A 21,500-nucleotide genomic window follows, 5' to 3' on the forward strand; every position below is an offset into this window, starting at 1 on the left:
AATATGTTAATTCTTCAAAAATGAAAAATATCCTTTATTTTAATAAGAAAACAGGAACCGATCGATCAGGCTCCTGTTGTTATCTTATTCAAAATCGCATTCTTTAAGAGGTACAACTTTTGTTTTGTGCTTGAACTTATAACCAAGCCATACGGCCAAGAAAACGGGTATACCAATATAGGAAACGAGCGCACCTTGCCAATCGATCGTATCGCCGGTAAAAGCGGAATAATTTTGTCCGAGAATAACGACGAAACAAAGCAGGAAGGCGAATATCGGGCCAATCGGGAACCATTTTGCCCGGTACGGAAGATCACGCAAATCCCTTCCTTGTGCCACATAGGCTTTTCGGAAGCGGTAATGGCTGATCGCAATTCCAAGCCAGGCTATAAAGCCCGACATCCCCGAGGCGTTCAACAGCCATGTATAAATGGCTCCGTCACCAAATAAGGAAGCAAGAAATGCTACTGCTCCAACTGCAGCCGTCACGATCAGCGCAGGAACAGGAACACCCCGAGAATCCAGCTTTGCCAGAAACTTGGGAGCTTTTCCGTCACGTGCCAGGTCCCACAGCATACGGGTCGATGCGTACATACCAGAGTTACCTGCAGAAAGGACAGCGGTTAAAATGATCGCATTCATGACAGATGCGGCAAAGGCGATTCCCGCTTTATCAAATACCAGGGTAAACGGACTCACGGTGATTTCACTTCTTGCCAGCCTGCTGTCCGTATAAGGAATGATTAAGCTGATCACTAGTATCGCAAGAATATAGAACAAAAGAATGCGCCAGAACACACTCTTGACTGCTTTTGGAATGTTCTTCTTCGGATCTTCAGTCTCCCCTGCTGCCACACCAAGCAACTCCGTTCCCTGAAAGGAAAAACCTGCTGCCATAAAGACGCCGAGCGTAGTAAAGAATCCGCCATTGAACGGGGCATCACCAATAGTAAAGTTTTTAAAGCCAATGGCTTCTCCGCCGAGAATTCCAAAAATCATAAGCGTACCGAGAATTAAAAAGATAATAACCGTAACCACTTTAATAAGAGAAAACCAGTATTCTGACTCTCCAAACCCTTTAACGGATAAGTAGTTCAATAAGAACATAATTGCTAAAAACAACGCACTCCAAATATAGGAAGGCGTATCAGGAAACCAGAACTTCATGATGAGCGTAACCGCTGCAAGCTCTGCCGCAATGGTGATCGCCCAGTTGTACCAATAATTCCAGCCCAGGGCAAATCCCACGGAAGGATCCACAAATTTTGTGGCATAGGTACTGAACGATCCTGCCACCGGCATGTAAGATGCCATTTCCGCCAGGCTTGTCATCAAAAAGAAAACCATGATGCCAATGACTACGAAGGATAAAAGCGTGCCCCCGGGTCCGGCCGTATGGATCGAGCCTCCACTCGCCAAAAACAGGCCGGTTCCGATGGTTCCACCCAGCGAGATCATCGTTAAGTGGCGGGACTTCAGTTTACGCTGTAGTTCTCCTGAAGCCGCTGGTGTTGAATTCTTTGCTGTGTTTTGCATAAAAAAACTCCTTTTCATTTTGGAAGGAGTGGGAAATAAAAAAAGCCGCCAAAACGCAGTTTGACGGCAGTTCTATTCTACCCGCATCATGCCTTCCGTAAGATAGCGCATCCCACTCACCGGTAATGTGAGCGTGACAGTGCTGTTCCTTTTCGAAAACAGCCCCAATTCATATTTCCAGAGATAAACATGAATTTCGGCAGCTTTTCCTTTCACACGGAGTCTATGATGTCTTTCTGCATCTCGTACGTCCTACTAATAAAAGCCGCGACCTCTACCTCATCGGATTGATGAGGATTTTTGAAATATCCAGTTAGTTGACGCTAGTTGCTATTATAAAACACGAACATTAACTGTTCAACTGTTTTTTGTTTCCAAGGTCTCTTTTGCAGCATTAATGTACGTTTGAACCTTTTCTATAGATGAGGCAAATCTTCTGACTGGGAACAGGGCCAAACGTGGCTTTTATCCGGCTTTAACTAAAAACGGGTAAGGGATCAGGACAAATTGGCCAAAATTGGTGGCTACGACCTAATCACCGGTCTTGTATTAGTGGCCTATGCCTTTATTGAAAATCTGCAGGCCACCGTTTTAATGCCTGTCGTTCTCATTGGATTCATCATACTGCTTGGATATGTGAATACAAGAATGGTTGAATAGAACCTCTCCTGCTATAAAGGATTTACAGTGCTCTTGTCAAATAGATAAATGGAGAATCATGTGAAAGGAGCGATTGAAATTGAATCGAGTTCTGTCCCCCGTCTCATGTAAAGTAAATAACGTATTTATTCACGTTACTGATTTAAAAAAAAGCCGCAGAATGGTACAGCAGACTGCTTGGGCTCCCAACGCCGGAGCACGTCGAATCTCCGGTATACAATCTCCCGGTTACGGGCGAAACAGGCTTAACCCTGGATGACCACGCGTTTGACCCGGATTTTATTTTCAGCCCTTCAAAGCACCCGCTGTTTAATTTTTTGGTAACCGATGTAGATGAAGCTTACGAGTTCATGAAAGAGAACGATATTACCATTGTCAGAGAAACGGAACGCATCGGGGATGTTGCCTTTTTCAATTTTACAGATGAAGACGGCAATGTACTGATGATCTGCAACTGTTAAAACTAAAGGAGGAATTTCAATATGAACCATATCGCTGTATTTTGTGGATCCAGGAGCGGCAAATCAGAAGTATACGTAAAGGAAGCCGCAAGACTGGGAAAAGAACTCGCTGAACGCGGCATTAGCCTCGTTTATGGCGGATCAAGTGCAGGCGTGATGGGAGCGGTCGCTGACGCCGTTATGAAGAACGGCGGCCAGGTCACAGGCATCATGCCGGAATTTCTTAAAAAACGTGAAATTGCCCACAAAAACTTGACCCAATTGGTTGTGGTGGATTCCATGCATGAACGTAAGGCAAAAATGTCCGAATTGGCCGATGGCTTTATGGTTCTTCCAGGCGGGGCCGGAACACTTGAGGAATTTTTTGAGATTTTTACATGGGCCCAACTGGGACTGCATCAAAAGCCGGTCGGTTTACTTAACACCAACGGCTATTATGACCCGCTCCTTTCGCTGTTTAACCATATGACCAGTGAAAATTTCATGGAGGAGAAGCATCATAAAATGGTGCTTTCATCGGCTGAACCCAAGGATCTTCTCGATCAATTCAGCTCCTACTCCCCGCCTAGCATTAAAAGCTACCTGACGGAGAATCGTACATAAATTAGTTTTGAAGAGGCTGGCATGTCCGGCCTCTTTTTGGATTACGGTTTTATGAAAATGACCTGATATGCAACTATTTCGTGTCGAACCGCAATTAAATTTGCCAATACCGCAAGTAACAAACTCAATCTCCCCTAACGACACCTGTAAATAAAGTAAAAAGACAGCTGATCGGATCAGCTGCCCCTATTTTTAGGCTGATTTCTTTTCAACTGTTGTTTGCTTTCTTCCAAAACCATTTACAACAAGTACTCCAGCAATCGCAACTAATCCCCCTATGAGAGATAAGGTACTTGGCCACTCGCTTAACCAAATCCAGGCGGTCAGGATCGCAACCCCCGGTTCCAAATAGATCATGCTGGCCACAGAGCTCGCTTTCCCTGCCGATAAAGCAATTGCCCATGTAACATAAGCAATCGCAGCCGGAAAAATGCCGACATACAGGGTAGAAATATGGGCTTCCAGTGTAGCATGCCCGATGGAATCTAGAAGCCCGGGAGCAAACCATAAAAACGGCAGTGTGCCCGCCCACGTCACATAGGCGGTAAGCTCAACAGGAGAATAGCGGGTTAAAAAAGCCTTCTGAAAAACAAAAAAGACGGAAGTCGCTACTGCGGCCATTAACACGAGCAGGGCACCGCCCGAAACCGTCAATGACGAGGAGCTCCCTAATGTGATCAGCACAATTCCGGTTAGACCAATAGCCAAACCCGTCCATCCTGGTATTCCAAGGTGTTCCTTCAATACAATAACAGCAAAAAGTGCTGTAAATATCGGGGCTGCTCCAATCAGCATGCCAGCCGTACCTGCTGAAATGGTTTGTTCACCAAATGTGACTCCAATATGATACATGCTGATTCCCACCCATCCGAGCAGGAGCAGCCGCAAAATATCTTGTTTTTTCGGTAATCGAAATCGGACCCCTGGCATAATTGCATACAGAATAAATGCAAATGAGGCGATTAAATACCGAACAAGCACCAGATGGCCCGCAGAGTAACCGCCGTGCAGGCTATATCGGATAGCAGCAAACGTGGATCCCCAAATAATAATCGTTATTAGTGCCATGCTTAAAGCCTTTGCGTTCATCATTTCACCTTCATTTTTTCAAATCTGAACCGTCTCTCCACTCTATCTATTTCCTTTTCTACGATCACAACTCCTTTTTTTATATCAAAAAAAGCCGCCCAATAGGCGACTTGTCTTTCAATTAAAATAAGCTCTAACGATTATGACAACTGTTCTTTTTCTTTTTCTCTTTTTTTACCTTCTTACATTTAAGAACATACTCTGAAGAAGAGCTAGAAGAGCTAGAAGAACTGGAAGAACGTTTGGATTTCTTTTTATGAGATGAACATCCACAAGAACGGTGCTGGAGGAATGACATTATGATCACCTCCTTACTCTCAAATCGAGACGAAGATACGAATCTTCTAATCTCTTAATAGAGTATGTTAAATCTGGTAGTTGGTGAGAATAATGGAGTAAAATGTGCTGTTTTCCCATAACGTAACTATCAATCTTTCATCTGTATCCCTCGGTATTTGCGGGCTTCCCGGCCGCCTCTACCTCCACAAGATACCTCCAGCAGTCCGGCCGGGTTCCGTCGACATCCGTAAAATGATAAACCTTCGCCAGTTGGCCGCTTGATAGAGACTGACCATTCCAGCGATGACGCTTGGCATCTTCAGCAAGTGCAGAAACAGCCCGTCCGATGTAACGCGGTGACTCTGAGATGACAAAATGAGGTTCTGTCTTTACGGCATCCCTCCAATTCTCCTCTGTTACCCTAAACGTCTCCAACATCAATTCCGAGCGGAGCCAGCCAGGGGTAAGCGATACTGCCGTACCACCATACGGAGAAAGTTCATGCGCCAATGCTTTTGCCATTGTGATAACTCCATTTTTTGCAAAATCATAAAACAAAGAAAGACGGTAATTGTTTTTGTTATAGTCTTCTGTTCCATCTGTCACTTCAACCACCAAGCCTCCTTTGTTTTTAATGAGCAGCGGCAACGCATAATGGCTGGTTATAATATGGGTATCAATCGCCAGGCGCAGCATCCGGAACCCTTTTTCCAAAGAGTGTTTCCATACCGGTGTATTCCACTCTGCCAGATGCTCGCTTCCCCATATATCATTAACCAAAATGTCCAATCTTCCCTGTTCTTTTTCGATCCGATGAATCAAGGTTTCCACCTGCTCAGGCACAAGATGGTCGGTTTGCACAGCAATACCCGTTCCTCCTGCTTTATTTACCAGTTCTGCCGTCTCTTCGATGGTTTCAGGACGCCCGTATTCAGAAGTTTCGGTTCGTGTGGTACGCCCCGTCACATAGACGGTCGCTCCAGCTGCACCCAGTTCCACCGCTATTCCCCGTCCTGCTCCTCTCGTACCGCCTGCCACCAGAGCCACTTTTCCCTCCAAAGGTTTCACAGTATCTGCCTCCTTGCTTTTTCCTTCACTCTATCACTAAAGGATGACATCCTCTGTCATATATAAACTGTTATTCTTTACACCCTGTTCCATGTCCGTTTTTTTTTAAAACCTTGGCTGCTTTAAAATACTTTGTGCATAAAAATCAATGCGGCTAAGTGAAACGTTTTTATTCCTTTTGAATATTCGCAAAATATGGTAAAGTTTAAATAACATTTCCTGACAAAGGAGCATGCCAATTGATTGTTGAATGTGATAAATACTATATGCCCCGAAAAAACCGTGTATTGCTGTTGCCTATACAATGGCGAGAAGAATTTAACATCTCAGAAAATGACCTATTGTCAGTACATAAAGAAAACAACAGGATCATCATTACAAAGAAAAAAAACACTACTGGCTTTTCGCCAAAATTCATCAAGATCAATAAAAAAGGCGTCATCACCATTCCCAAAGCCATCGACGATGAACTGGAATGCTGCTTGCACCAGCTTTACATCAACCAGGACGAGAATTCCTTTTTGGTTGTCCCAGTAACGACAGAAAAGAGCAGCTGATTTAATCAGAGCTGCTCTTTTCTTTATGTTATTTTGATTGCTACTTAATCTTTGCTCGCCAAACCCCTCCTGCGCCATGAGTAAAGCCGCAAGCTAAGGCAACCAGGCCAATGTAGGCCAGAACGCCAGTAACCCATGTGTTCACAACCGAATCCCAATTATTAAAAAAACGTAAAAATCTCCCCTTATTTGTACATAGAACCCTTCCCATTCTTAAAGTGCGTATAACCGTTTAACAGAAAGAGTTTTATAATAGTAAAGAAAGAATTTGGTTATGAAGGGCGGCTAATTAACATGCAGCATCAAAAACGGATACGCGACTATGGAATTCAAATCGGACGGTTGGAACCGGGGCAGCACAATGCTATTACTGATGTGAAAGGAGTAACAGTAGGCCATGTAACGCTCAGCGAAGGAAGCATTCAGACCGGGGTGACAGCCATTCTCCCCCATCCCGGCAATCTTTTTAAAGAGAAGCTCATTGCATCCTGCCATGTGATCAACGGCTTTGGAAAAACGATGGGCACAATTCAAATGCAGGAATTGGGCGTGATTGAAACCCCGATTGTATTAACCAATACTCTTAGTATTGGAACCGCTGCTGATGCAGTGATTCAATATACAATGGAGCACAACCCAGAGATTGGCCGCACCACAGGAACGGTGAACCCGGTCATTGGGGAATGCAACGATATGCTGCTGAATGACATACGCGCTCAATATGTAACGAAGGAGCACGTGTTTCAAGGGATACATAACGCTTCAACGGAGTTTGAGGAAGGCAGTGTCGGCGCGGGAACCGGTATGCTGTGTTATTCCTTAAAAGGAGGCATCGGCACCTCCTCCCGCACTTTTCAGCTCGATCATGGCACGTACACCATTGGTGCACTCCTATTATCCAACTTTGGGATATTAAGTGATCTTATGATCAACGGGCGGATGATTGGCCAGGAATTAAAAGAAGCCCTTCTGCAATCGTGGGAGGAAAAAGACAAGGGTTCCATCATGATCATCATTGCCACGGACTTGCCTGTGTCAGAGCGGCAGCTGAACCGAATCATCAAGCGATCTGTTGCAGGGCTTTCAAGAACCGGATCCATTATTACGCATGGCAGTGGTGAAATTGCCATTGGATTTTCAACCGCTATAAAAATACCACACACTAAGCCGGATGATTGTTTATCCATTCCCGTGATACATGAAGAGGATATGGATACCGCCTTCCGTGCAGTTGGGGAAGCCGTGGAAGAAGCAGTGCTGAATTCGCTGGTAACCGCTACCCATGCCGTGGGCAGAGACGGCAACGAACGGCCGGCTTTTAAAGATTTATTACATCAATTTCATATTGAGTTATAAGGACCATAAAAAACTTCCTCATCCATTGATAGATGAGGAAGTTAAATATTTTCGGCCCAAATCATATGATGGCTTCCTTCTCCCCAATAATCCTTCATAACGTACTTTGGCTCACCTAGTTTTTTTCTCCATACCATTTGAGCCTGTTTGTAGCCGCTGTCCAGGCAGAATTGATTGATTCCTTTTCCCTTCATGTCAGCAAACAGGTGATTCAACAAAGCTGTTCCTACTCCCTGTTTTTGATAGTCCGGATGGACGTACACTGTTCCAATCTCCAGCCAATCTTTCAACGCTCGGTTTGTACAATTGATGATCAGCGCATTGGCTGGTCCGTAAGAGATGGTTCCAATCATTTTTTTCTCGCGAACATCAACGGCAATCAGAAAATAATACTCTTCTCCATTACGGGTGAAATCTCTCTGCAGGAAATCCTTCTTCTGTATCATTTCCTCTTCCATCTCTTCTGTCAGATGGGATATTCCTTCCTTTTTAAACGTATGTTTAATGACCGTTATAAAAAGCTGATTCAATTCCTCCTGATCTGCCTTTTCCGGTCTTCTAATAATCATTCCGTTCACGCTGCATTTTTGCATAGTAGGTTTGCTCTCCTCTTCCAAATGAAGTTTTTAGTCCACCAAGATAGGGAAAATGTAAATTAGTAACAGTACGACAAGGAGGCCAAAACAGATGACCATTTTTTCAAAAGACGCGCTAAAAGATCAGCACATCATTATAACAGGCGCGACAGGCGGCATCGGCTGGGAAACTGCCCTGGCGTGTGCAGCAGCAGGCGCCAATATAACCATTACCGGACGTAACGAAGACAAACTCGTTACACTCAAAGGGAAGTGTGAGGAATTGAATTCAAATAATTCCGTTCATCTGTTCAGTGCTGACCTTGATGCGGAAGAAGAACGGGAAAGCTTGCTGACAGGAGCCATTGACGAAATCGGACCGGTAACGGGTCTTGTGAATGCAGCTGGAATCACCGGTGGCGGCGTCTTGGAAGACTTAAAGGAAGACGATTTAAGAAAAGTGTTGGAGCTGAACTTTATTTCAACGGTCCTTTTCACACAACTTGTCTATCGGCACATGCTGGAGAAAAAGCCCAAAAAAGGAACCATCGTAAATGTTTCCTCCCTGTCAGGTCTGAGAGGAACACCCGGCAGCAGTGCTTATGCGGGATCCAAGTTTGCTCTCATCGGTTTTACTCAGTCATTGGCGGTTGAAGCAGCCGAGCGCGGCATTCAGGTCAATGCCGTATGCCCTGGATATGTCGATACAAAAATGGGCCGTGACAGCATCGCCCGAAAAGGAAGAAAATTCGGTCGAAGCTATGAGGAGCAGCTAAAAAAAGCAGAAGCCGGAATTCCTTCCGGAAGGATCAGTTCCCCTGAAGAGGTGGCCAATACGATAGTCTTTCTGCTCACAGGCGCAGCCGAAAACATTGTCGGGGAATCGGTCAAGATCTCCGGAGGAAACGTTCTATAGGAACAATTGAAGAAGGCACGGCCAAATAGAGGTCATGCCTTTTTTTATACTGTTGCTTTTTCTTTTGAAAAGTCAATGATTCTCAAGCAGTTGCCTGATATATCCCTACAAATGGCATAGCGGCCGAGGGGAATATCCAACGGCTCTTTTACAAACGTCATGTATTCCTTATGTTCTTTATAAAATGCATCCACACTATCTACTAAAAATACCCCGCCAGCAGACAGTTCCTGTTCATCCTCCTCAATCAGCATCCGAACATCAGAATTCGGCAGCACAAGAGCCACCGTATGCTCACCCTCCCGCCAGGCTTCTTCAAATCCAAAAGTATTACGGTAGAATGCGAGTGAATCCTCCAAATTAGTAACCGGGTAATATAAAAATGCAAGTTTCATAATTTCTCCTCCTAAACCGAAATAGATTGATGATCGAAAAAAGCTTCCCCTTCAAAAACCAGTACTGCCTGTCCTGAAATCAGTACTCTTTCTTCTTCAACCTTTTTCTTTAGTTCTCCTCCCCACTCTGAAGCATGATAGGCTGCTAATTTCTTCTTAGTCAATTTGTTTTTCCAATATGGCCCTAAACTGCAATGAGAGGTCTGTTTAGCCCCCTTTTGCATCCACAAATCATCCTATTCTTTTTTTTCCAATAGACACACCGCTGCAGGATTATCGCCAAATGGGTCACTCGTAAACGAATTCAAAAAAAATAGGTTCATTAGAAGTCCTCCAATTTTAACAAGTGTTTAACATCATCTGTCCCTGTTCTCACCATCACGATAAACTCCACTTCTTGCCTATGAAACGCCAAGGTCTCATGAAAACCGAACTTCTGGTATAAATGAATGGCCCGTTCGTTAAAGGAGGCCACGGTCAAACGATATGAAAATTTGCTGAATTGGCCCTCAAGGTATCCCAGTATAAAAGAAAAAAACATAGACCCGTTGCCCCGGCCGGTTAATTCCGGATTCATTCCCAACCCAATATCCAGTGCATCCTTTTCATAAGCCCCCGCCAGTTCCCCGGCCGGTACCTGTGCAGACGTTCCGGTACAAAAAAAGCCAACCAGCTTATCTCCTTCATCCAGCACAACAGAATAGTGATTTTCGATCAGTTCATTCATGGACTCTCTGCTTGTTGCCATGTTGTATAAGTCATAGGGAGCTTCATATTTCCAATTTAAAATTTGCAGTGCATATTCTTGTTTGATGGGTGTTACTGTTAATTGCATAATTGAACCCCTTTTATATACTTTTTTATCTATCTTCCTTTCTTCGCTTTAGGAAGATAGATTTCCTTTTACAGCAGGAAACCCAGAGTGGTTTAAGGAATATAGCTATGGGGTTGCATCAATTGTTAAAAAGGAGGATAACGATGACTGAACGGCCAAGACCTGATGAATATGCCGAGGACTTTGAATCTTATATCCAGCTGGTGCCTGAAGGGGACGTTTTAGAAACGCTAAAACAACAAATTAAAGAAACGGCTTCTCTGTTAAACTCGTTATCTGAAGAAGATGGTGAATACCGCTATGCGCCGAATAAGTGGAGCCTTAAAGAAGTCATCGGGCATATGGCAGATACCGAATGGATCATGAATTACAGGATGCTCAGTATCGCCAGAGGGGAAATGGCAACGCTGCCGGGATACGATGATGAGGAGTATGTAAAAGCCGCAGCGTTTAACGCTCACTCATTAACCGACTTGACCCAGCATTACACAAGCATCCGCCAGGCTACTCTCTCACTATTGATCACGCTGAGTGACGAAGCGTTAAAACGAAGAGGAGCGGCAAACAATGAGGAAGTGACAGCAAGGGCTCTCGCTTTTATCATTGCCGGCCATGAGCTTCATCACCGTAACATCATTAAAGAGCGTTATTTAAAATGACCAAGGGAAATTTTCCCTTGGCCATTTTTTTATGCTTTCAATCCCATCATCGCCCCGAAATATTGGGAGGCTGTGGTAAAGGCGATAAACGCACACAGTTCACTGATTTCCTCGTCAGAAAAGGTTTCTTTCAACACCTTGAAAATAGAATCAGGAATATCTCCCTTCACTTTTAAAAAGACGTCCGCAAAACCAACGGAGATAGAGGTTTTTTCATCAAAAAGATGAGGTTCAGGCTTTCCTTTCGACTTGCAGTATTCACAGCTGTTCCCCTGGGCCAGCGTTCTCCGCACCTGCTCTTTAAGACGGGATGAAAGTCTTCCTTCCTCCGCCAGCATACTGCCAAGGTCATTCCATCTGTTCATGACCTCCTGATTATGTCCGAGCAGATGCTGAAACGGTGTGGCTCCACGTTCTGATTCTTTTATTCTTGCCATTAAGCATTCCTCCTTGTACCCTTTAATGGTACTAAGGAAAACCAACCCCTGCCATTTACTATTAAACCTAATCTTTCAATTTTCTTTTTAAATTTAATGAGTTAAGGAGAATAACATTAAGTATGAAAATCGATGATATCGACAGAAAAATAATTGATGAACTGCGTGAGAACAGCCGGCTGTCCATGAGCGAACTTGGGAGAAAAATCAAACTTTCATCTCCCTCTGTCACCGAACGTGTGCGGAGAATGGAATCGTTTGGCGTGATCCGAAAATATACATTGGAAGTGGATTATGAAAAGTTGGGCCAGCCGATCCAGTGTATTGTGGAGGCGACGGTAAAGAATGGAGATTACCAAGCTTTCAAGCGTTACATCGAGCGCCTGACCAACGTAGAGTTTTGCTACCGGATTGCGGGCAACGCCTGCTTTATGCTGAAGCTGCAATTTACTACCTTCTCTGAAGCGGAAACATTCATTGAAGAAGCAAGTCCCTATGCGCACACGGTGACCCATTTTATTTTTTCACAGGTGAATACAGCGCCGAAACTGCTTTAAAAAAGCAGGAACCGCAACCCGGCTCCTGCTTCTTGGTTATTCCACTCCAAATGTGTACGTCGTATGGGCTTGATATTCCTCACCTGCATCCAGAACCACCGATGGAAACTGTGAATGGTGGATGGCATCCGGCACACCTTGTGTTTCCAGGCAAATGCCGAGATGCTTTCTAGATGGCACATCACGGAACTCTCCATCGGAATCCAGCATGTTCCCTGAATAAACGACCACGCATTTTTGATCCGTCTCAACCGTTAAGGTCCTTCCGCTTGTTTCCTCTTTCAGCACGATCTCATTGTTTTGATTCGTGGCCAGCAAGAACGGATGGTCATACCCTCCTCCAGCCAGCTTGTTCTGCTCATAATCTGCAGTTGTTCCTGTTTTCACCTTTTGCCCTTTTCGTAAATCAAACGGTGTACCCTGAACATTCAGCACCCTGCCGGTGGGAATCAGTTCTTTATCCAGCTCCAAGAATTGGTCGCTCTTTAACTGGAGCGTGTGATCCTGAATATCATGCTTCAGGTTCCCGCTTAAGTTAAAGTACGAATGATTAGTAAGATTCAACAGTGTCTTTTTGTCGCTTTGGGCGGAATATGAAATGCTTAACGTGTTTTCATCATTTATAAGATAGGTAACATCAACCTCCACCCTGCCGGGGTATCCTTCTTCTCCATCAGGGCTGACATAGGAAAATTTCACCCCGCATTGCTCTTCCTCTTCAATCACTTCTGCATTCCATACCACCGCGTTAAACCCTTTGTTTCCTCCATGAAGGTGGTTGTTTCCATCATTTTTGGCAAGGGTATATTTCTGTCCGTCCAGTTCAAAGGAACCGCTCAGAATCCTTCCGGCGACCCGTCCGGCGATGGCTCCAAGGTAATTGGTGTCCTTCAAATAATCCTCCAGAGTATCGTGGCCAAGCACGACATTCTCCAGGTTCCCCTCTTTGTCGGGTGCCATGATGCAGGTAATGATTGCGCCGTAATTAATCGCGGAAACTTCCATTCCTTTGCTGTTGATCATCGTATAGGCCAAAATGTCCTGATCTTGTGTGGTGCCAAAGTTCTCTTGAATGACTTTCATCGTCCATCACCTTTCTGTCTGCCTGGTAATGCCTATTGTCATCCCAAAAATTCATGGTAAAGTACTGTTCCGGATCATAGGCACGAAATTGTACACCATCCTTGTTGATCAGATCAATGAGTCTTGACAAAACGGATGCTGTTCCTTTCGTCATGTGAAGAAGAATGACAATCGGTCCCTCTGCAACCGCATCAATGCCTTTGATGGCGTTTTCAATAATCCGTTCCGGAGCGGTTTCGTGATGTTTCTAGTCTGCTGTATCCACGTCCCAGCCCCACATCCTCATCATGTACTGAACCAGCCCATGGCGCAAGTCTTCTTTCATATAAGGATGGCTGCCAAAGGGGGCTCTCGTCAAGTGAGACGTCACACCTGTTAATTCATACAACGTTTTTTGGGCATGCCCTTCGTCAAACGTTAAATAAATGTCCTGTACCACCTGGGTCACTCATTTCTATTCTCCATGCGATTATTGGTTCACATACCGTGGCTTTTCCGTTGTTCTAAAGCAGCTCTGAGATTGATCATCCCGCTCCACGTATGAAAAGTAATCAAAATCCGCATAAAAATCCCGTCCGCTTAAATCCTGACTGCAAAGGCCAATAAACGCGCCTGTGAATCCTTGATCCAGCAAGGTGCCGCCTTTTTTCAATTCGGCATGGTCATCTGAGATTTTCCCGGCATCCAGAACAGGACCCACAGCTGTCCAATTTTCCCCGTCGGGAGAATAATAGAATTGGAGATCATGATACTCAATTTCCGCCTTTAAGTACACCTTTTCCCATCCTTCAATAGAAATGGGTGCATCCAAAGATTCATCATAATCACCCTGGTCATTGCTCATGATATACAGGCACTTTCCTGCTTCCTCATCCTTGCTGATGCAGAGATAATAATAGTTTCGGTTGTTGTAATAATAGATCAGTCCCGCCATGTGCTGAAAGGTCTGTGGACAGCACTCCACCTCTGTTTCTGCCAAGAACGAAAACGACTGCTGTCTTCTGGCGATCAAACTTTGCCTGTGGTTGGAATTCATGGATTCCCTTCCCCTTAGCCTGAGATAACCGGGTCGTTCCTTTACCGATACCCATTCCTCGCAAATCGGTTCGCGCAGGGAATTAAAATGGATGCTAAGCCCTTCTCCATCAAAATCGTCAGTTTCAGGCACGGGTTTAATTGTAAACTCAGGGAGGGATGGTGCTTCCACTCTTTCATGGGGACGGTTACCTCCGTCTTCAAGTCTCAGCCAGTGATCATCGGTCCATACCGCTTTCTGGATGGAGGTTTCGCGCCCAAGGTTGCAATTTTCCGAGCCAGGCAACGGACGTCCGGTCAGGTGCACCATATACACCTCATTGTCCTGAGTTTCAACAATGCTCGCATGTCCGGCCTTTTGCAGCGCCAACTCTGGTTTCCCTTTTGAAGTCAGCACCGGTCCTTTGGGATCCACTTCATACGGACCAAAAAGACTCTGTGACCTGGCTACGGTTACTGCATGGTTATACCGTGTTCCACCCTCGGCAGTGACAAGATAATAATAGCCGTTCTTTTTATATAGATGAGGCGCCTCAGTAAGCCCTAGGCTTGTTCCCTTAAAAATATTACGGATGGACCCGACAAGCTTTTCTTCCTGCGGAGAGTATTCCTGAAGCAAAATGCCGCCAAACGAATTTTTATTTTTGCGGTGATCCCAAACCATATTCACCAGCCATTTCTTTCCGTTATCATCGTGGAACAGAGAAGGATCAAAGCCACTGCTGTTCAAATAGATGGGTTCAGACCAAGGCCCCTGGATATCTGTCGCCGTTACCAGGTAGTTGTGCGTATCCTTGAACGGGCCAATATGGCTTTTTACATCCGTATAAATGAGATAGAAGGTACCCTCGTGATAACTGAGACAAGGCGCCCAAACACCACCAGAACTTGGGTTTCCGAGCATATCAAGCTGGCTTTTGCGCGTTAATGGACGCGGCAGCAGCTCCCAGTTTCTCAAATCCTTTGAATGATGAATCTGTACTCCCGGAAACCATTCGAAGGTGGATGTTGCGATATAATAATCGTCTTCTACCCGTATTATGGATGGATCAGGATTAAAGCCACGTAAAATTGGATTGACGATTTCTGACATACTAGTTCCTCTATTCTTAATAGATTTTTCTGTTTTGTTCATCCTTGATTTCCAATTGTAATCATTTCCGATATTTGAAACCGCCGTGATTCCAGAATGGGTCGGCTGATACAGTGATCCATCTACCACCCGTTTTACCTGGCAATCTCGCAAGTTAGACTAGTTTCTTAATTCCATCAGCTGTTGGTTCATTTCTTTCGTTTGCGAATACACCTGCTGATAGATTCCAAATATTTTTTTATAGCGTTCCACATTTTCGCTGTTTGGCTGATAGGTTTTGGCTGACTCGATAAAGGATTCTGCACATTCCTTTAAAGAGGAGAACCAGCCTGAGCCATACGCTGCGAGCATGGCCGCACCCATCCCCGGTCCTTGTTCACTGGAAAGCTTGACGATCGTGGCATTGAAAATATCCGCCTGCATCTGCAGCCAATTCTCATTCTTCGCTCCGCCGCCGATGGAAATGATCGTATCAATCGCCTTCCCATGGTCCCTGAAAATCTCAATCGATTCATTCAGCGAGAAGGTGATTCCTTCAAGCACCGCCCGGATAAAATGCTTTCGTTCATGAGAGGCATCCACGCCAATAAAGCTTGAACGGATGCTGGAATCGGCATGCGGGGTCCGCTCACCGACCAAATAAGGCGTGAACAGCAAGCCGTTGGATCCCGCAGGCACCGTTTCGATGTCCTGCAAAAACGATTCAAACGGTTCATCCGCAGCAAAGCGTTCTTTAAACCAGCTCAGGCTGTAGCCCGCTGCCAATGTTACTCCCATTGTGTAGAAGGCATTTTCCTCGCCATGATTAAAATAGTGAACCTTGCCTTCAAAGTCCTGATCATTTCTTTCTTCATACGACAGCACCACACCGGATGTGCCGATGCTGCACAGCGTTTTGCCTTCAGACAGAATTCCAGCGCCTATTGCACCGCATGCATTGTCAGCACCGCCGGCATAAACGCCTGTCGAAGGAGCAAGACCTGTCTCCTGTGCGAATTCTTCGGTAATTTTTCCAACGCAATCATGCGATTCGACAAGCGGAGGACAAAGACTCACATCAATGCCAAACGTTCCGCACATTTCCTCGCACCACTTTTTCCCGCTGACATTAAGTAGCAGAGTGCCGGCCGCATCGGAATACTCACTGTTCAAACTGCCGGTCATCCGGTATCTCAAATAGTCCTTTGGCAAAAGAAAAACAGCTGCTTTTTCAAAAATCTCCGGCTCATTCTCCTTCACCCACAGAATTTTAGGCAAGGTAAAGCCCTCCAGCGCCGGGTTTTTCGTTACCTTCAACAGTTGCTGTTCGCCAATCGTTTCAACGATTTCCCGGCATTGCGGGGTGGTACGGGTGTCGTTCCAAAGAATGGCGTTACGAAGCACCTGATTGGTTTCATCGAGTAAAACCAGCCCGTGCATCTGACCCGAGAAACTGATTCCTTCAATATCTTCCGGGTTTCCATCAACTTGGGCAATCAGCTCCTTCAGGCCTTCGGTCGTTTGCTTTACCCACTGTTCCGGATCCTGTTCACTGTATCCAAATTTCCCCTGAATGAGAGGATACGATTTGGAGACCTCATAACATACCTCCCCCTTCTGGTTCACGAGCAAAATTTTTACCGAGCTTGTACCTAAATCTACACCGATGACATACTTCATGTTTGATCATTCCTTTTCTATTGATAAAAAAGTGCTGGGCAACTTGGATGTCCAGCACTTTTTGGTGGTTGATGAATGTTATTCTTTTCTTACACAGTCACGCTGGACAGTGTTTCAATGATGTAACGGTTTACTGTTGCTTTCAGGCGCTCCTGGCGCCCGGATTGGTTCTTGATGTCGCCCAATTGATAAGCATAAGCCTCAAGAGCATGGAAATCTGTTTTTCCTTCGACAATGTCAAGGCCGATTCCTCTTGTATAGCTGCTGTAGCGGTCTTCAATGAAGGCATCCAGCACACGGTCTTCAATCAGTTTGTTCGCTACCTTCAAACCGATAGCAAAGCAATCCATTCCCGCAATGTGAGCATGGAACAGATCTTCCGGCTCAAAGGATCCTCTTCGAACCTTCGCATCAAAGTTCAAGCCGCCGCTGCCAAGGCCGTCATTTTTAAGAATTTCATACATGGCCAGTGTAGCAGAATACAGGTCGGTCGGGAATTCGTCAGTATCCCAGCCAAGAAGCGTATCACCCTGGTTCGCATCGACAGATCCAAGCATGCCGTTGATTCGAGCCACTCGCAGTTCATGTTCAAACGTATGGCCGGCAAGCGTCGCATGGTTGGCTTCCACGTTGAATTTGAATGTATCCTGAAGATCGTACTTTTGCAGGAACGCAAGACCCGTTGCCACGTCAAAGTCATATTGATGCTTCGTTGGCTCCTTCGGCTTCGGCTCAATAAGGAACTGTCCGTTAAAGCCGATTTCTTTTGCATAATCCTTGGCCATATGGAAGAAACGCGCGAGGTTATCCTGCTCCAGCTTCATGTCTGTGTTCAAGAGGGTTTCATATCCTTCACGTCCACCCCAGAACACATAGTTTTCAGCGCCAAGCTGCTTGGCCACTTCCAGTGCTTTTTTTACTTTCGCCGCGGAATAGGCGAACACATCAGCATTACTGGTTGTGGCTGCTCCGTGCACATAACGCGGATGGGTAAACATGTTTGCAGTGTTCCAAAGCAATTTTACTTTGCTGGTTTTCATATACTCCTGAATCATGTTTACGATAACGTCCTGATTTTCATTGGTTTCTTTTAAATTGCTTCCTTCTGGCGCAATATCCACATCATGGAAGCAGAAAAACGGAACATCGAGCTTTTCAAACAGTTCAAAAGCAGCATCCACACGTGCTTTCGCAAGGTCCATCCCTTTAAATTGATCCCAAGGACGGATGGCAGTTCCTACTCCGAACGGGTCAGTTCCATCTGCTGTAAAAGTATGCCAGTAAGCGACTGAAAAACGGAGCCATTCTTCCGCTGTTTTTCCATTGATCACTTCAGCGGGATTGTAATAACGAAACGCGAGAGGATTGTTGGAATCCGCTCCTTCAAATTGAACTTGTTTCACGCCTTCAAAATATGCCATAGTATGTACTTCCCCCTTGATTGCTGTCAGAACCTATAATGTAGCCGCTTACATTACTGGCTGTATCGGCCCGCAGCTGATTTGTTACACCGATTATAGCACCTTGCAACTTAGTTTGTCTATCAAACAAACTAAATAAATGGAACTATTTTTGTAATCGATTAGACCAAAGGCGCATGCTAAATTCCTTTTCCTTTGCCTTACGGATTAGAAGTCGCTGTTTTCTTGAAATTAATGAAAAATAATCGCGCCATACACTACGACCAGGCCAATGAGAAACAACACCGTAGTATCCAAAACCTGTCTCAGCTCTTTTATTTAGTAATTATAATTTTACTAAATATCATTAAATTAGTTGAAATAAATAAAATTTAGTAATAATATATTTACCATAAGCACTTAAAAAGGAGAAACCTGATGAAGAAAGAACTCGCACATGAATATATCACACTAATCCCCAACCTGTTTGGCAGCTTTAGTGAATTAAATAAAAATGCTACAGAACTAAGCCATATGCAGAACCATGTCATTGAGTATCTGTTCATGAACAAGCGGGCGTTTAACCTTAAAGAAATCAGCACCGGCCTGGATATCGCCAAGCAGCAGCTGACCAATGTCGTCAGCGCTCTTGAAGTGCAAGGCTATTTGGTAAAAAAACCTGATCCCAAGGACAAACGGGCTGTGTTGATTGCACTCACTCCAAAAGGTAAAGAGGTTCAAGAAAAGAAATGGGCGGAAATCTACAACCGTTTCAGCCAAAACCTCACGAAATTAAACGAGGAAGAACAACGGGATTTGCAGTTCGCGCTTCATAAAGTAAATGTTTTATTAACCAAAATGGAGGGATAAACATGAGTCAAAGGGAACGGGTTACCATCATTACCGCCGGTGTAATAACAGGAGTGGTCATGGGTCTGTTGTTTAAAGATATGTATAAATGCCTGATCACCGGAGTCATCGCAGCCACTGTGATTACCATCTTAATGAACAGACGTGCGAAGAAAGTGTAGAGTAATTACGAATATTTGGATTTTTTGCGATTCGGGAGAATGAAACCAGAGAAACAGCAGATATGACACTATTTTATTAGTTAGATATTACTCGGGCTTGGTGTTTAATTTAAGCAATAATTCCAATTTCTGGAGTTGTTATATAACTATGACTACTACTCTTATTATATTGATTATCACTGTAGTTTTTATTGGGGCGTTGATGAGGGCAACTTTTGGATTTGGAGAAGCCATAGTGAGTATGCCTTTACTAACACTTTTACCCGTTGACTTGCATACTTCAATTTCATTAATTGGCTTGGCAGGACTTACAGTGGCTTGTCTTAGTGTTGCTGCTGGATGGCGGCACATTGACCGCTCGTCTCTTGTTCTGCTCGCCACATCGACTTTTCTTGGAATTCCAGTTGGCTTGATTTTGGTCTCTTTTGCCCCGGCAGTTATCATAACTGTTTCGCTTGGAATTTTTCTAATTGTTTATGGCGTTTATTCACTAGTCAAAGCGAAGTTAGTTAATCAGGCAAGAAAAACGGTGTTACAACGTTCTGTTTGGGCCCTGCCTTTCGGATTCGCTTCCGGTGTGCTTGGCAGTGCTTATAACTTTAATGGTGTACCCGTTGTGGTTTACGGAACGATGAAGGGTTGGCAAAGAGATCAGTTTCAAGCAACCTTGCAAGCCCATTTCCTTATTTCTGGTGTACTGGTTGTTTTTGGCCAGGCAATTGGCGGATTATGGACAAAGGATCTGTTTTTCCTTTTTATGCCCTCCCTTCCTATAATAGTTATTGCTACTTTACTTGGCACCTTTTTACATAGGCGAATCCCTCCTCATAAATTTGAGCGTTACGTATTTACTCTTATCGTGTTGCTCGGTATTTTATTGTTGATCAAATCCTGAATAAATCAGAAAAAATGGCGTGTAAACTGATATCAGTTCACACGCCATTTTAATCGAATTAGGATTAGGCAGTTTACTTTTTATACTGTTGCAGTTTCCGCTTCATTCGGGGCCGTTCTTCTCGTTTCCCCAGTCAAGCCTCCTCCATTGCCATGATATCCAAGGGTAAAGCTTGAAAAAGCTTCCATTGGTGAAAGGTGTGCATTAAAAAAGATATTTTTACCCATTTGTATTTCCCTGCCTTCTTTTTTACTATGTAGTTAAAGATTTACGAGCTGGCGTTTTTGGATCGATTGGTAGCAGGCATCAATGGCCAGCATATTTTTATAGGTTTCTTCAAGCGTATAAGACGGCTCTTTCCCCTCAAGAATACAGGAGGAAAAGTGTTCGATCTGGCTGCGATACTGGTCACCTGCCACTTTTTCTTCCCGTTGCCCCTCCTTTGTCCGAATCAGGATCAGACCCTCTCCGCCATACACATCGGGGCGGAAAGCCCGATTCACTGTAACCGTTCCTTTTGTCCCGACCACCTCGTACTCTTCCCGGTTGGCCATATCAAAACTGCAATCAAACACGACAGGGCTGCCGTTTTCCAGTTTCATATGAACAACAGAAGAGAGATCCACACCGGTAGAAGGATCAAGATCGGAGAACGCCTGTATCTCGACCGGTTCGGATTGTAAGATCGACCGGGCGGCATGGATGGAAAAACAGCCAACATCATAAATGCTTCCACCGCCCTTTTCCTTGCTCAACCGGATATTTTCTTCACGGTTACTGATATAAAAAGAAAAACTTGAGCGCATGAGCTTCACCTCGCCGATCTCCCCGGAGGCGATAATTTCTTTCACACATTTGTGCTGAGGATGAAACTGATACATAAAGGCTTCCATAAAATAAACACCCTGTTCGCGGCACACCTCCGCCATTCCCTTCGTATCTTCTGCATGAAGAAATGCCGGCTTTTCACACAGAACATGCTTGCCCTTGCGCGCTGCTTTTACCGCCCATTCCAGATGCAGGTGATTTGGGCAGGGGAATGTAAACGGATTCAATTTCCGGGTCATCCAGCAGCTTTTCATAGCTTTCATAGTACCTTGGAATCGACAGTTCTTCGGCCTTTGCCTTCCCTCTGTCTCCCCTGCTTGCCAAGCCAACGAGTTCTGCATTTTCCGAACGCTGTATGGCCGGTATGCCCTGAGTCAAACCGATGGTTGCAGTACTTAATAAACCCCAGCGGACTTTTTTCATGTTTTGTCCTCCATTTTAAAAGTGTGATCGTCTGGTTTTACAGCATGGTTATCTGTTCTGTATTGTTTTA

General features: G+C 44.8%; 27 protein-coding genes and 1 riboswitch. Of the genes, 11 read left to right on the forward strand and 16 right to left on the reverse strand.

The window, feature by feature from the left end:
- Window positions 1–84: 84 nt before the first annotated feature.
- Complete coding sequence (locus tag DMO16_RS13300) at window positions 85–1,536, reverse strand: amino acid permease (RefSeq protein WP_061974694.1); 1,452 nt, start codon at window positions 1,534–1,536, stop codon at window positions 85–87.
- Window positions 1,537–1,631: 95 nt separating this feature from the next.
- Window positions 1,632–1,821, reverse strand: a riboswitch (Lysine riboswitch).
- Window positions 1,822–2,043: 222 nt separating this feature from the next.
- Here DMO16_RS13300 and DMO16_RS24330 point away from each other — a divergent pair.
- The 3 genes from DMO16_RS24330 to DMO16_RS13310 all read left to right on the forward strand — a co-directional run bounded on the left by DMO16_RS24330 (window position 2,044) and on the right by DMO16_RS13310 (window position 3,260).
- A complete protein-coding gene (locus DMO16_RS24330) occupies window positions 2,044–2,196 on the forward strand; it encodes a hypothetical protein (RefSeq protein WP_164988921.1) in 153 nt (50 codons plus the stop codon).
- A gap of 173 nt (window positions 2,197–2,369) precedes the next feature.
- Window positions 2,370–2,657 carry a VOC family protein gene (locus tag DMO16_RS13305; RefSeq protein WP_241840676.1) on the forward strand — a complete coding sequence of 96 codons (288 nt, stop codon included), beginning with the start codon at window positions 2,370–2,372 and terminating at the stop codon, window positions 2,655–2,657.
- 21 nt (window positions 2,658–2,678) lie between these two features.
- Window positions 2,679–3,260 (forward strand): TIGR00730 family Rossman fold protein, encoded by a 582-nt coding sequence (locus tag DMO16_RS13310; RefSeq protein WP_129477977.1) that lies wholly within the window; start codon window positions 2,679–2,681, stop codon window positions 3,258–3,260.
- A 192-nt stretch (window positions 3,261–3,452) separates the two neighbouring features.
- Here the strand turns inward: DMO16_RS13310 and DMO16_RS13315 are convergent, their stop codons facing one another.
- Window positions 3,453–4,352 (reverse strand): DMT family transporter, encoded by a 900-nt coding sequence (locus tag DMO16_RS13315; protein WP_338082340.1) that lies wholly within the window; start codon window positions 4,350–4,352, stop codon window positions 3,453–3,455.
- A 432-nt stretch (window positions 4,353–4,784) separates the two neighbouring features.
- Entirely contained in the window at window positions 4,785–5,696 is a 912-nt protein-coding gene (locus tag DMO16_RS13320) for an SDR family oxidoreductase (RefSeq protein WP_129477979.1), read from the reverse strand.
- A gap of 239 nt (window positions 5,697–5,935) precedes the next feature.
- Between DMO16_RS13320 and DMO16_RS13325 the strand changes: the two genes are divergently transcribed.
- On the forward strand, window positions 5,936–6,253 hold the full coding sequence (locus DMO16_RS13325; RefSeq protein WP_061974706.1) for an AbrB/MazE/SpoVT family DNA-binding domain-containing protein: 318 nt from the start codon (window positions 5,936–5,938) through the stop codon (window positions 6,251–6,253).
- Between the two features lie 294 nt (window positions 6,254–6,547).
- Window positions 6,548–7,609, forward strand: coding sequence for a P1 family peptidase (locus DMO16_RS13330; RefSeq protein ID WP_129477981.1), 1,062 nt, complete (start codon window positions 6,548–6,550; stop codon window positions 7,607–7,609).
- 41 nt (window positions 7,610–7,650) lie between these two features.
- Here the strand turns inward: DMO16_RS13330 and DMO16_RS13335 are convergent, their stop codons facing one another.
- Window positions 7,651–8,202 carry an N-acetyltransferase family protein gene (locus DMO16_RS13335; RefSeq protein WP_425590039.1) on the reverse strand — a complete coding sequence of 184 codons (552 nt, stop codon included), beginning with the start codon at window positions 8,200–8,202 and terminating at the stop codon, window positions 7,651–7,653.
- A 94-nt stretch (window positions 8,203–8,296) separates the two neighbouring features.
- Here DMO16_RS13335 and DMO16_RS13340 point away from each other — a divergent pair, with 94 nt between their 5' ends.
- Window positions 8,297–9,100 carry an SDR family NAD(P)-dependent oxidoreductase gene (locus DMO16_RS13340; protein WP_061974710.1) on the forward strand — a complete coding sequence of 268 codons (804 nt, stop codon included), beginning with the start codon at window positions 8,297–8,299 and terminating at the stop codon, window positions 9,098–9,100.
- 44 nt (window positions 9,101–9,144) lie between these two features.
- Here DMO16_RS13340 and DMO16_RS13345 read toward each other — a convergent pair whose 3' ends face one another.
- From DMO16_RS13345 to DMO16_RS13355, 3 genes are all read right to left on the reverse strand, one after another.
- Window positions 9,145–9,495, reverse strand: coding sequence for a VOC family protein (locus DMO16_RS13345; RefSeq protein WP_129477983.1), 351 nt, complete (start codon window positions 9,493–9,495; stop codon window positions 9,145–9,147).
- Between the two features lie 11 nt (window positions 9,496–9,506).
- Window positions 9,507–9,719, reverse strand: a complete 213-nt coding sequence (locus DMO16_RS13350; RefSeq protein WP_129477985.1) for a PhzF family phenazine biosynthesis protein — start codon at window positions 9,717–9,719, stop codon at window positions 9,507–9,509.
- Between the two features lie 98 nt (window positions 9,720–9,817).
- Window positions 9,818–10,330 (reverse strand): GNAT family N-acetyltransferase, encoded by a 513-nt coding sequence (locus DMO16_RS13355; protein ID WP_129477987.1) that lies wholly within the window; start codon window positions 10,328–10,330, stop codon window positions 9,818–9,820.
- Window positions 10,331–10,473: 143 nt separating this feature from the next.
- Between DMO16_RS13355 and DMO16_RS13360 the strand changes: the two genes are divergently transcribed.
- Window positions 10,474–10,989: a DinB family protein gene (locus tag DMO16_RS13360; RefSeq protein ID WP_129477989.1), complete on the forward strand. Its 516-nt coding sequence runs from the start codon at window positions 10,474–10,476 to the stop codon at window positions 10,987–10,989.
- 29 nt (window positions 10,990–11,018) lie between these two features.
- On the opposite strand, the gene DMO16_RS13365 is transcribed toward DMO16_RS13360, so the two are convergent.
- A complete protein-coding gene (locus DMO16_RS13365; protein ID WP_129477991.1) occupies window positions 11,019–11,426 on the reverse strand; it encodes a carboxymuconolactone decarboxylase family protein in 408 nt (135 codons plus the stop codon).
- A gap of 122 nt (window positions 11,427–11,548) precedes the next feature.
- Between DMO16_RS13365 and DMO16_RS13370 the strand changes: the two genes are divergently transcribed.
- Window positions 11,549–11,983 (forward strand): Lrp/AsnC family transcriptional regulator, encoded by a 435-nt coding sequence (locus tag DMO16_RS13370; protein WP_129477993.1) that lies wholly within the window; start codon window positions 11,549–11,551, stop codon window positions 11,981–11,983.
- 36 nt (window positions 11,984–12,019) lie between these two features.
- Here DMO16_RS13370 and DMO16_RS13375 read toward each other — a convergent pair whose 3' ends face one another.
- From DMO16_RS13375 to xylA, 5 genes are all read right to left on the reverse strand, one after another.
- Entirely contained in the window at window positions 12,020–13,066 is a 1,047-nt protein-coding gene (locus DMO16_RS13375; RefSeq protein WP_129477995.1) for an aldose epimerase family protein, read from the reverse strand.
- 247 nt (window positions 13,067–13,313) lie between these two features.
- Complete coding sequence (locus DMO16_RS13380) at window positions 13,314–13,514, reverse strand: hypothetical protein (RefSeq protein ID WP_129477997.1); 201 nt, start codon at window positions 13,512–13,514, stop codon at window positions 13,314–13,316.
- Between the two features lie 21 nt (window positions 13,515–13,535).
- A complete protein-coding gene (locus DMO16_RS13385) occupies window positions 13,536–15,194 on the reverse strand; it encodes a glycoside hydrolase family 43 protein (protein WP_129477999.1) in 1,659 nt (552 codons plus the stop codon).
- 159 nt (window positions 15,195–15,353) lie between these two features.
- Complete coding sequence (xylB, locus tag DMO16_RS13390; protein ID WP_129478001.1) at window positions 15,354–16,853, reverse strand: xylulokinase; 1,500 nt, start codon at window positions 16,851–16,853, stop codon at window positions 15,354–15,356.
- An 89-nt stretch (window positions 16,854–16,942) separates the two neighbouring features.
- Window positions 16,943–18,274 (reverse strand): xylose isomerase, encoded by a 1,332-nt coding sequence (gene xylA, locus DMO16_RS13395; RefSeq protein WP_129478003.1) that lies wholly within the window; start codon window positions 18,272–18,274, stop codon window positions 16,943–16,945.
- Between the two features lie 417 nt (window positions 18,275–18,691).
- On the opposite strand from xylA, the gene DMO16_RS13400 reads away from it, so the two are divergent.
- The 3 genes from DMO16_RS13400 to DMO16_RS13405 all read left to right on the forward strand — a co-directional run bounded on the left by DMO16_RS13400 (window position 18,692) and on the right by DMO16_RS13405 (window position 20,179).
- Window positions 18,692–19,123, forward strand: a complete 432-nt coding sequence (locus tag DMO16_RS13400; RefSeq protein ID WP_061974733.1) for a MarR family winged helix-turn-helix transcriptional regulator — start codon at window positions 18,692–18,694, stop codon at window positions 19,121–19,123.
- Between the two features lie 2 nt (window positions 19,124–19,125).
- Window positions 19,126–19,284: a hypothetical protein gene (locus tag DMO16_RS24335; RefSeq protein WP_164988922.1), complete on the forward strand. Its 159-nt coding sequence runs from the start codon at window positions 19,126–19,128 to the stop codon at window positions 19,282–19,284.
- A gap of 148 nt (window positions 19,285–19,432) precedes the next feature.
- A complete protein-coding gene (locus tag DMO16_RS13405) occupies window positions 19,433–20,179 on the forward strand; it encodes a sulfite exporter TauE/SafE family protein (RefSeq protein WP_061974735.1) in 747 nt (248 codons plus the stop codon).
- An 80-nt stretch (window positions 20,180–20,259) separates the two neighbouring features.
- Here the strand turns inward: DMO16_RS13405 and DMO16_RS24340 are convergent, their stop codons facing one another.
- From DMO16_RS24340 to DMO16_RS25320, 3 genes are read right to left on the reverse strand one after another with little or no spacing between them, the layout of a single operon-like run.
- On the reverse strand, window positions 20,260–20,406 hold the full coding sequence (locus DMO16_RS24340; RefSeq protein ID WP_164988820.1) for a hypothetical protein: 147 nt from the start codon (window positions 20,404–20,406) through the stop codon (window positions 20,260–20,262).
- 33 nt (window positions 20,407–20,439) lie between these two features.
- On the reverse strand, window positions 20,440–21,234 hold the full coding sequence (locus DMO16_RS13410; protein WP_347232835.1) for a Gfo/Idh/MocA family oxidoreductase: 795 nt from the start codon (window positions 21,232–21,234) through the stop codon (window positions 20,440–20,442).
- A complete protein-coding gene (locus DMO16_RS25320; RefSeq protein ID WP_347232836.1) occupies window positions 21,146–21,430 on the reverse strand; it encodes a Gfo/Idh/MocA family oxidoreductase in 285 nt (94 codons plus the stop codon). Before DMO16_RS25320 ends, DMO16_RS13410 begins: the two co-directional genes overlap by 89 nt.
- Window positions 21,431–21,500 lie beyond the last annotated feature (70 nt).

This window comes from Fictibacillus sp. S7 (assembly GCF_004127935.1).
GTDB classification, from domain to species: Bacteria; Bacillota; Bacilli; order Bacillales; family Fictibacillaceae; genus Fictibacillus_C; species Fictibacillus_C enclensis.

Bases quoted from the DNA above. Each gene is read 5' to 3' on its own strand.
- DMO16_RS13300 (WP_061974694.1), bottom strand. From the start codon at position 1,536: ATGCAAAACACAGCAAAGAATTCAACACCAGCGGCTTCAGGAGAACTA.
- DMO16_RS13310 (WP_129477977.1), top strand. From the start codon at position 2,679: ATGAACCATATCGCTGTATTTTGTGGATCCAGGAGCGGCAAATCAGAA.
- DMO16_RS13315 (WP_338082340.1), bottom strand. From the start codon at position 4,352: ATGATGAACGCAAAGGCTTTAAGCATGGCACTAATAACGATTATTATT.
- DMO16_RS13330 (WP_129477981.1), top strand. From the start codon at position 6,548: ATGCAGCATCAAAAACGGATACGCGACTATGGAATTCAAATCGGACGG.
- DMO16_RS13335 (WP_425590039.1), bottom strand. From the start codon at position 8,202: ATGCAAAAATGCAGCGTGAACGGAATGATTATTAGAAGACCGGAAAAG.
- DMO16_RS13340 (WP_061974710.1), top strand. From the start codon at position 8,297: ATGACCATTTTTTCAAAAGACGCGCTAAAAGATCAGCACATCATTATA.
- DMO16_RS13345 (WP_129477983.1), bottom strand. From the start codon at position 9,495: ATGAAACTTGCATTTTTATATTACCCGGTTACTAATTTGGAGGATTCA.
- DMO16_RS13350 (WP_129477985.1), bottom strand. From the start codon at position 9,719: ATGCAAAAGGGGGCTAAACAGACCTCTCATTGCAGTTTAGGGCCATAT.
- DMO16_RS13355 (WP_129477987.1), bottom strand. From the start codon at position 10,330: ATGCAATTAACAGTAACACCCATCAAACAAGAATATGCACTGCAAATT.
- DMO16_RS13360 (WP_129477989.1), top strand. From the start codon at position 10,474: ATGACTGAACGGCCAAGACCTGATGAATATGCCGAGGACTTTGAATCT.
- DMO16_RS13365 (WP_129477991.1), bottom strand. From the start codon at position 11,426: ATGGCAAGAATAAAAGAATCAGAACGTGGAGCCACACCGTTTCAGCAT.
- DMO16_RS13370 (WP_129477993.1), top strand. From the start codon at position 11,549: ATGAAAATCGATGATATCGACAGAAAAATAATTGATGAACTGCGTGAG.
- DMO16_RS13375 (WP_129477995.1), bottom strand. From the start codon at position 13,066: ATGAAAGTCATTCAAGAGAACTTTGGCACCACACAAGATCAGGACATT.
- DMO16_RS13385 (WP_129477999.1), bottom strand. From the start codon at position 15,194: ATGTCAGAAATCGTCAATCCAATTTTACGTGGCTTTAATCCTGATCCA.
- xylB (WP_129478001.1), bottom strand. From the start codon at position 16,853: ATGAAGTATGTCATCGGTGTAGATTTAGGTACAAGCTCGGTAAAAATT.
- xylA (WP_129478003.1), bottom strand. From the start codon at position 18,274: ATGGCATATTTTGAAGGCGTGAAACAAGTTCAATTTGAAGGAGCGGAT.
- DMO16_RS13400 (WP_061974733.1), top strand. From the start codon at position 18,692: ATGAAGAAAGAACTCGCACATGAATATATCACACTAATCCCCAACCTG.
- DMO16_RS24335 (WP_164988922.1), top strand. From the start codon at position 19,126: ATGAGTCAAAGGGAACGGGTTACCATCATTACCGCCGGTGTAATAACA.
- DMO16_RS13405 (WP_061974735.1), top strand. From the start codon at position 19,433: ATGACTACTACTCTTATTATATTGATTATCACTGTAGTTTTTATTGGG.
- DMO16_RS24340 (WP_164988820.1), bottom strand. From the start codon at position 20,406: ATGGGTAAAAATATCTTTTTTAATGCACACCTTTCACCAATGGAAGCT.
- DMO16_RS25320 (WP_347232836.1), bottom strand. From the start codon at position 21,430: ATGAAAAAAGTCCGCTGGGGTTTATTAAGTACTGCAACCATCGGTTTG.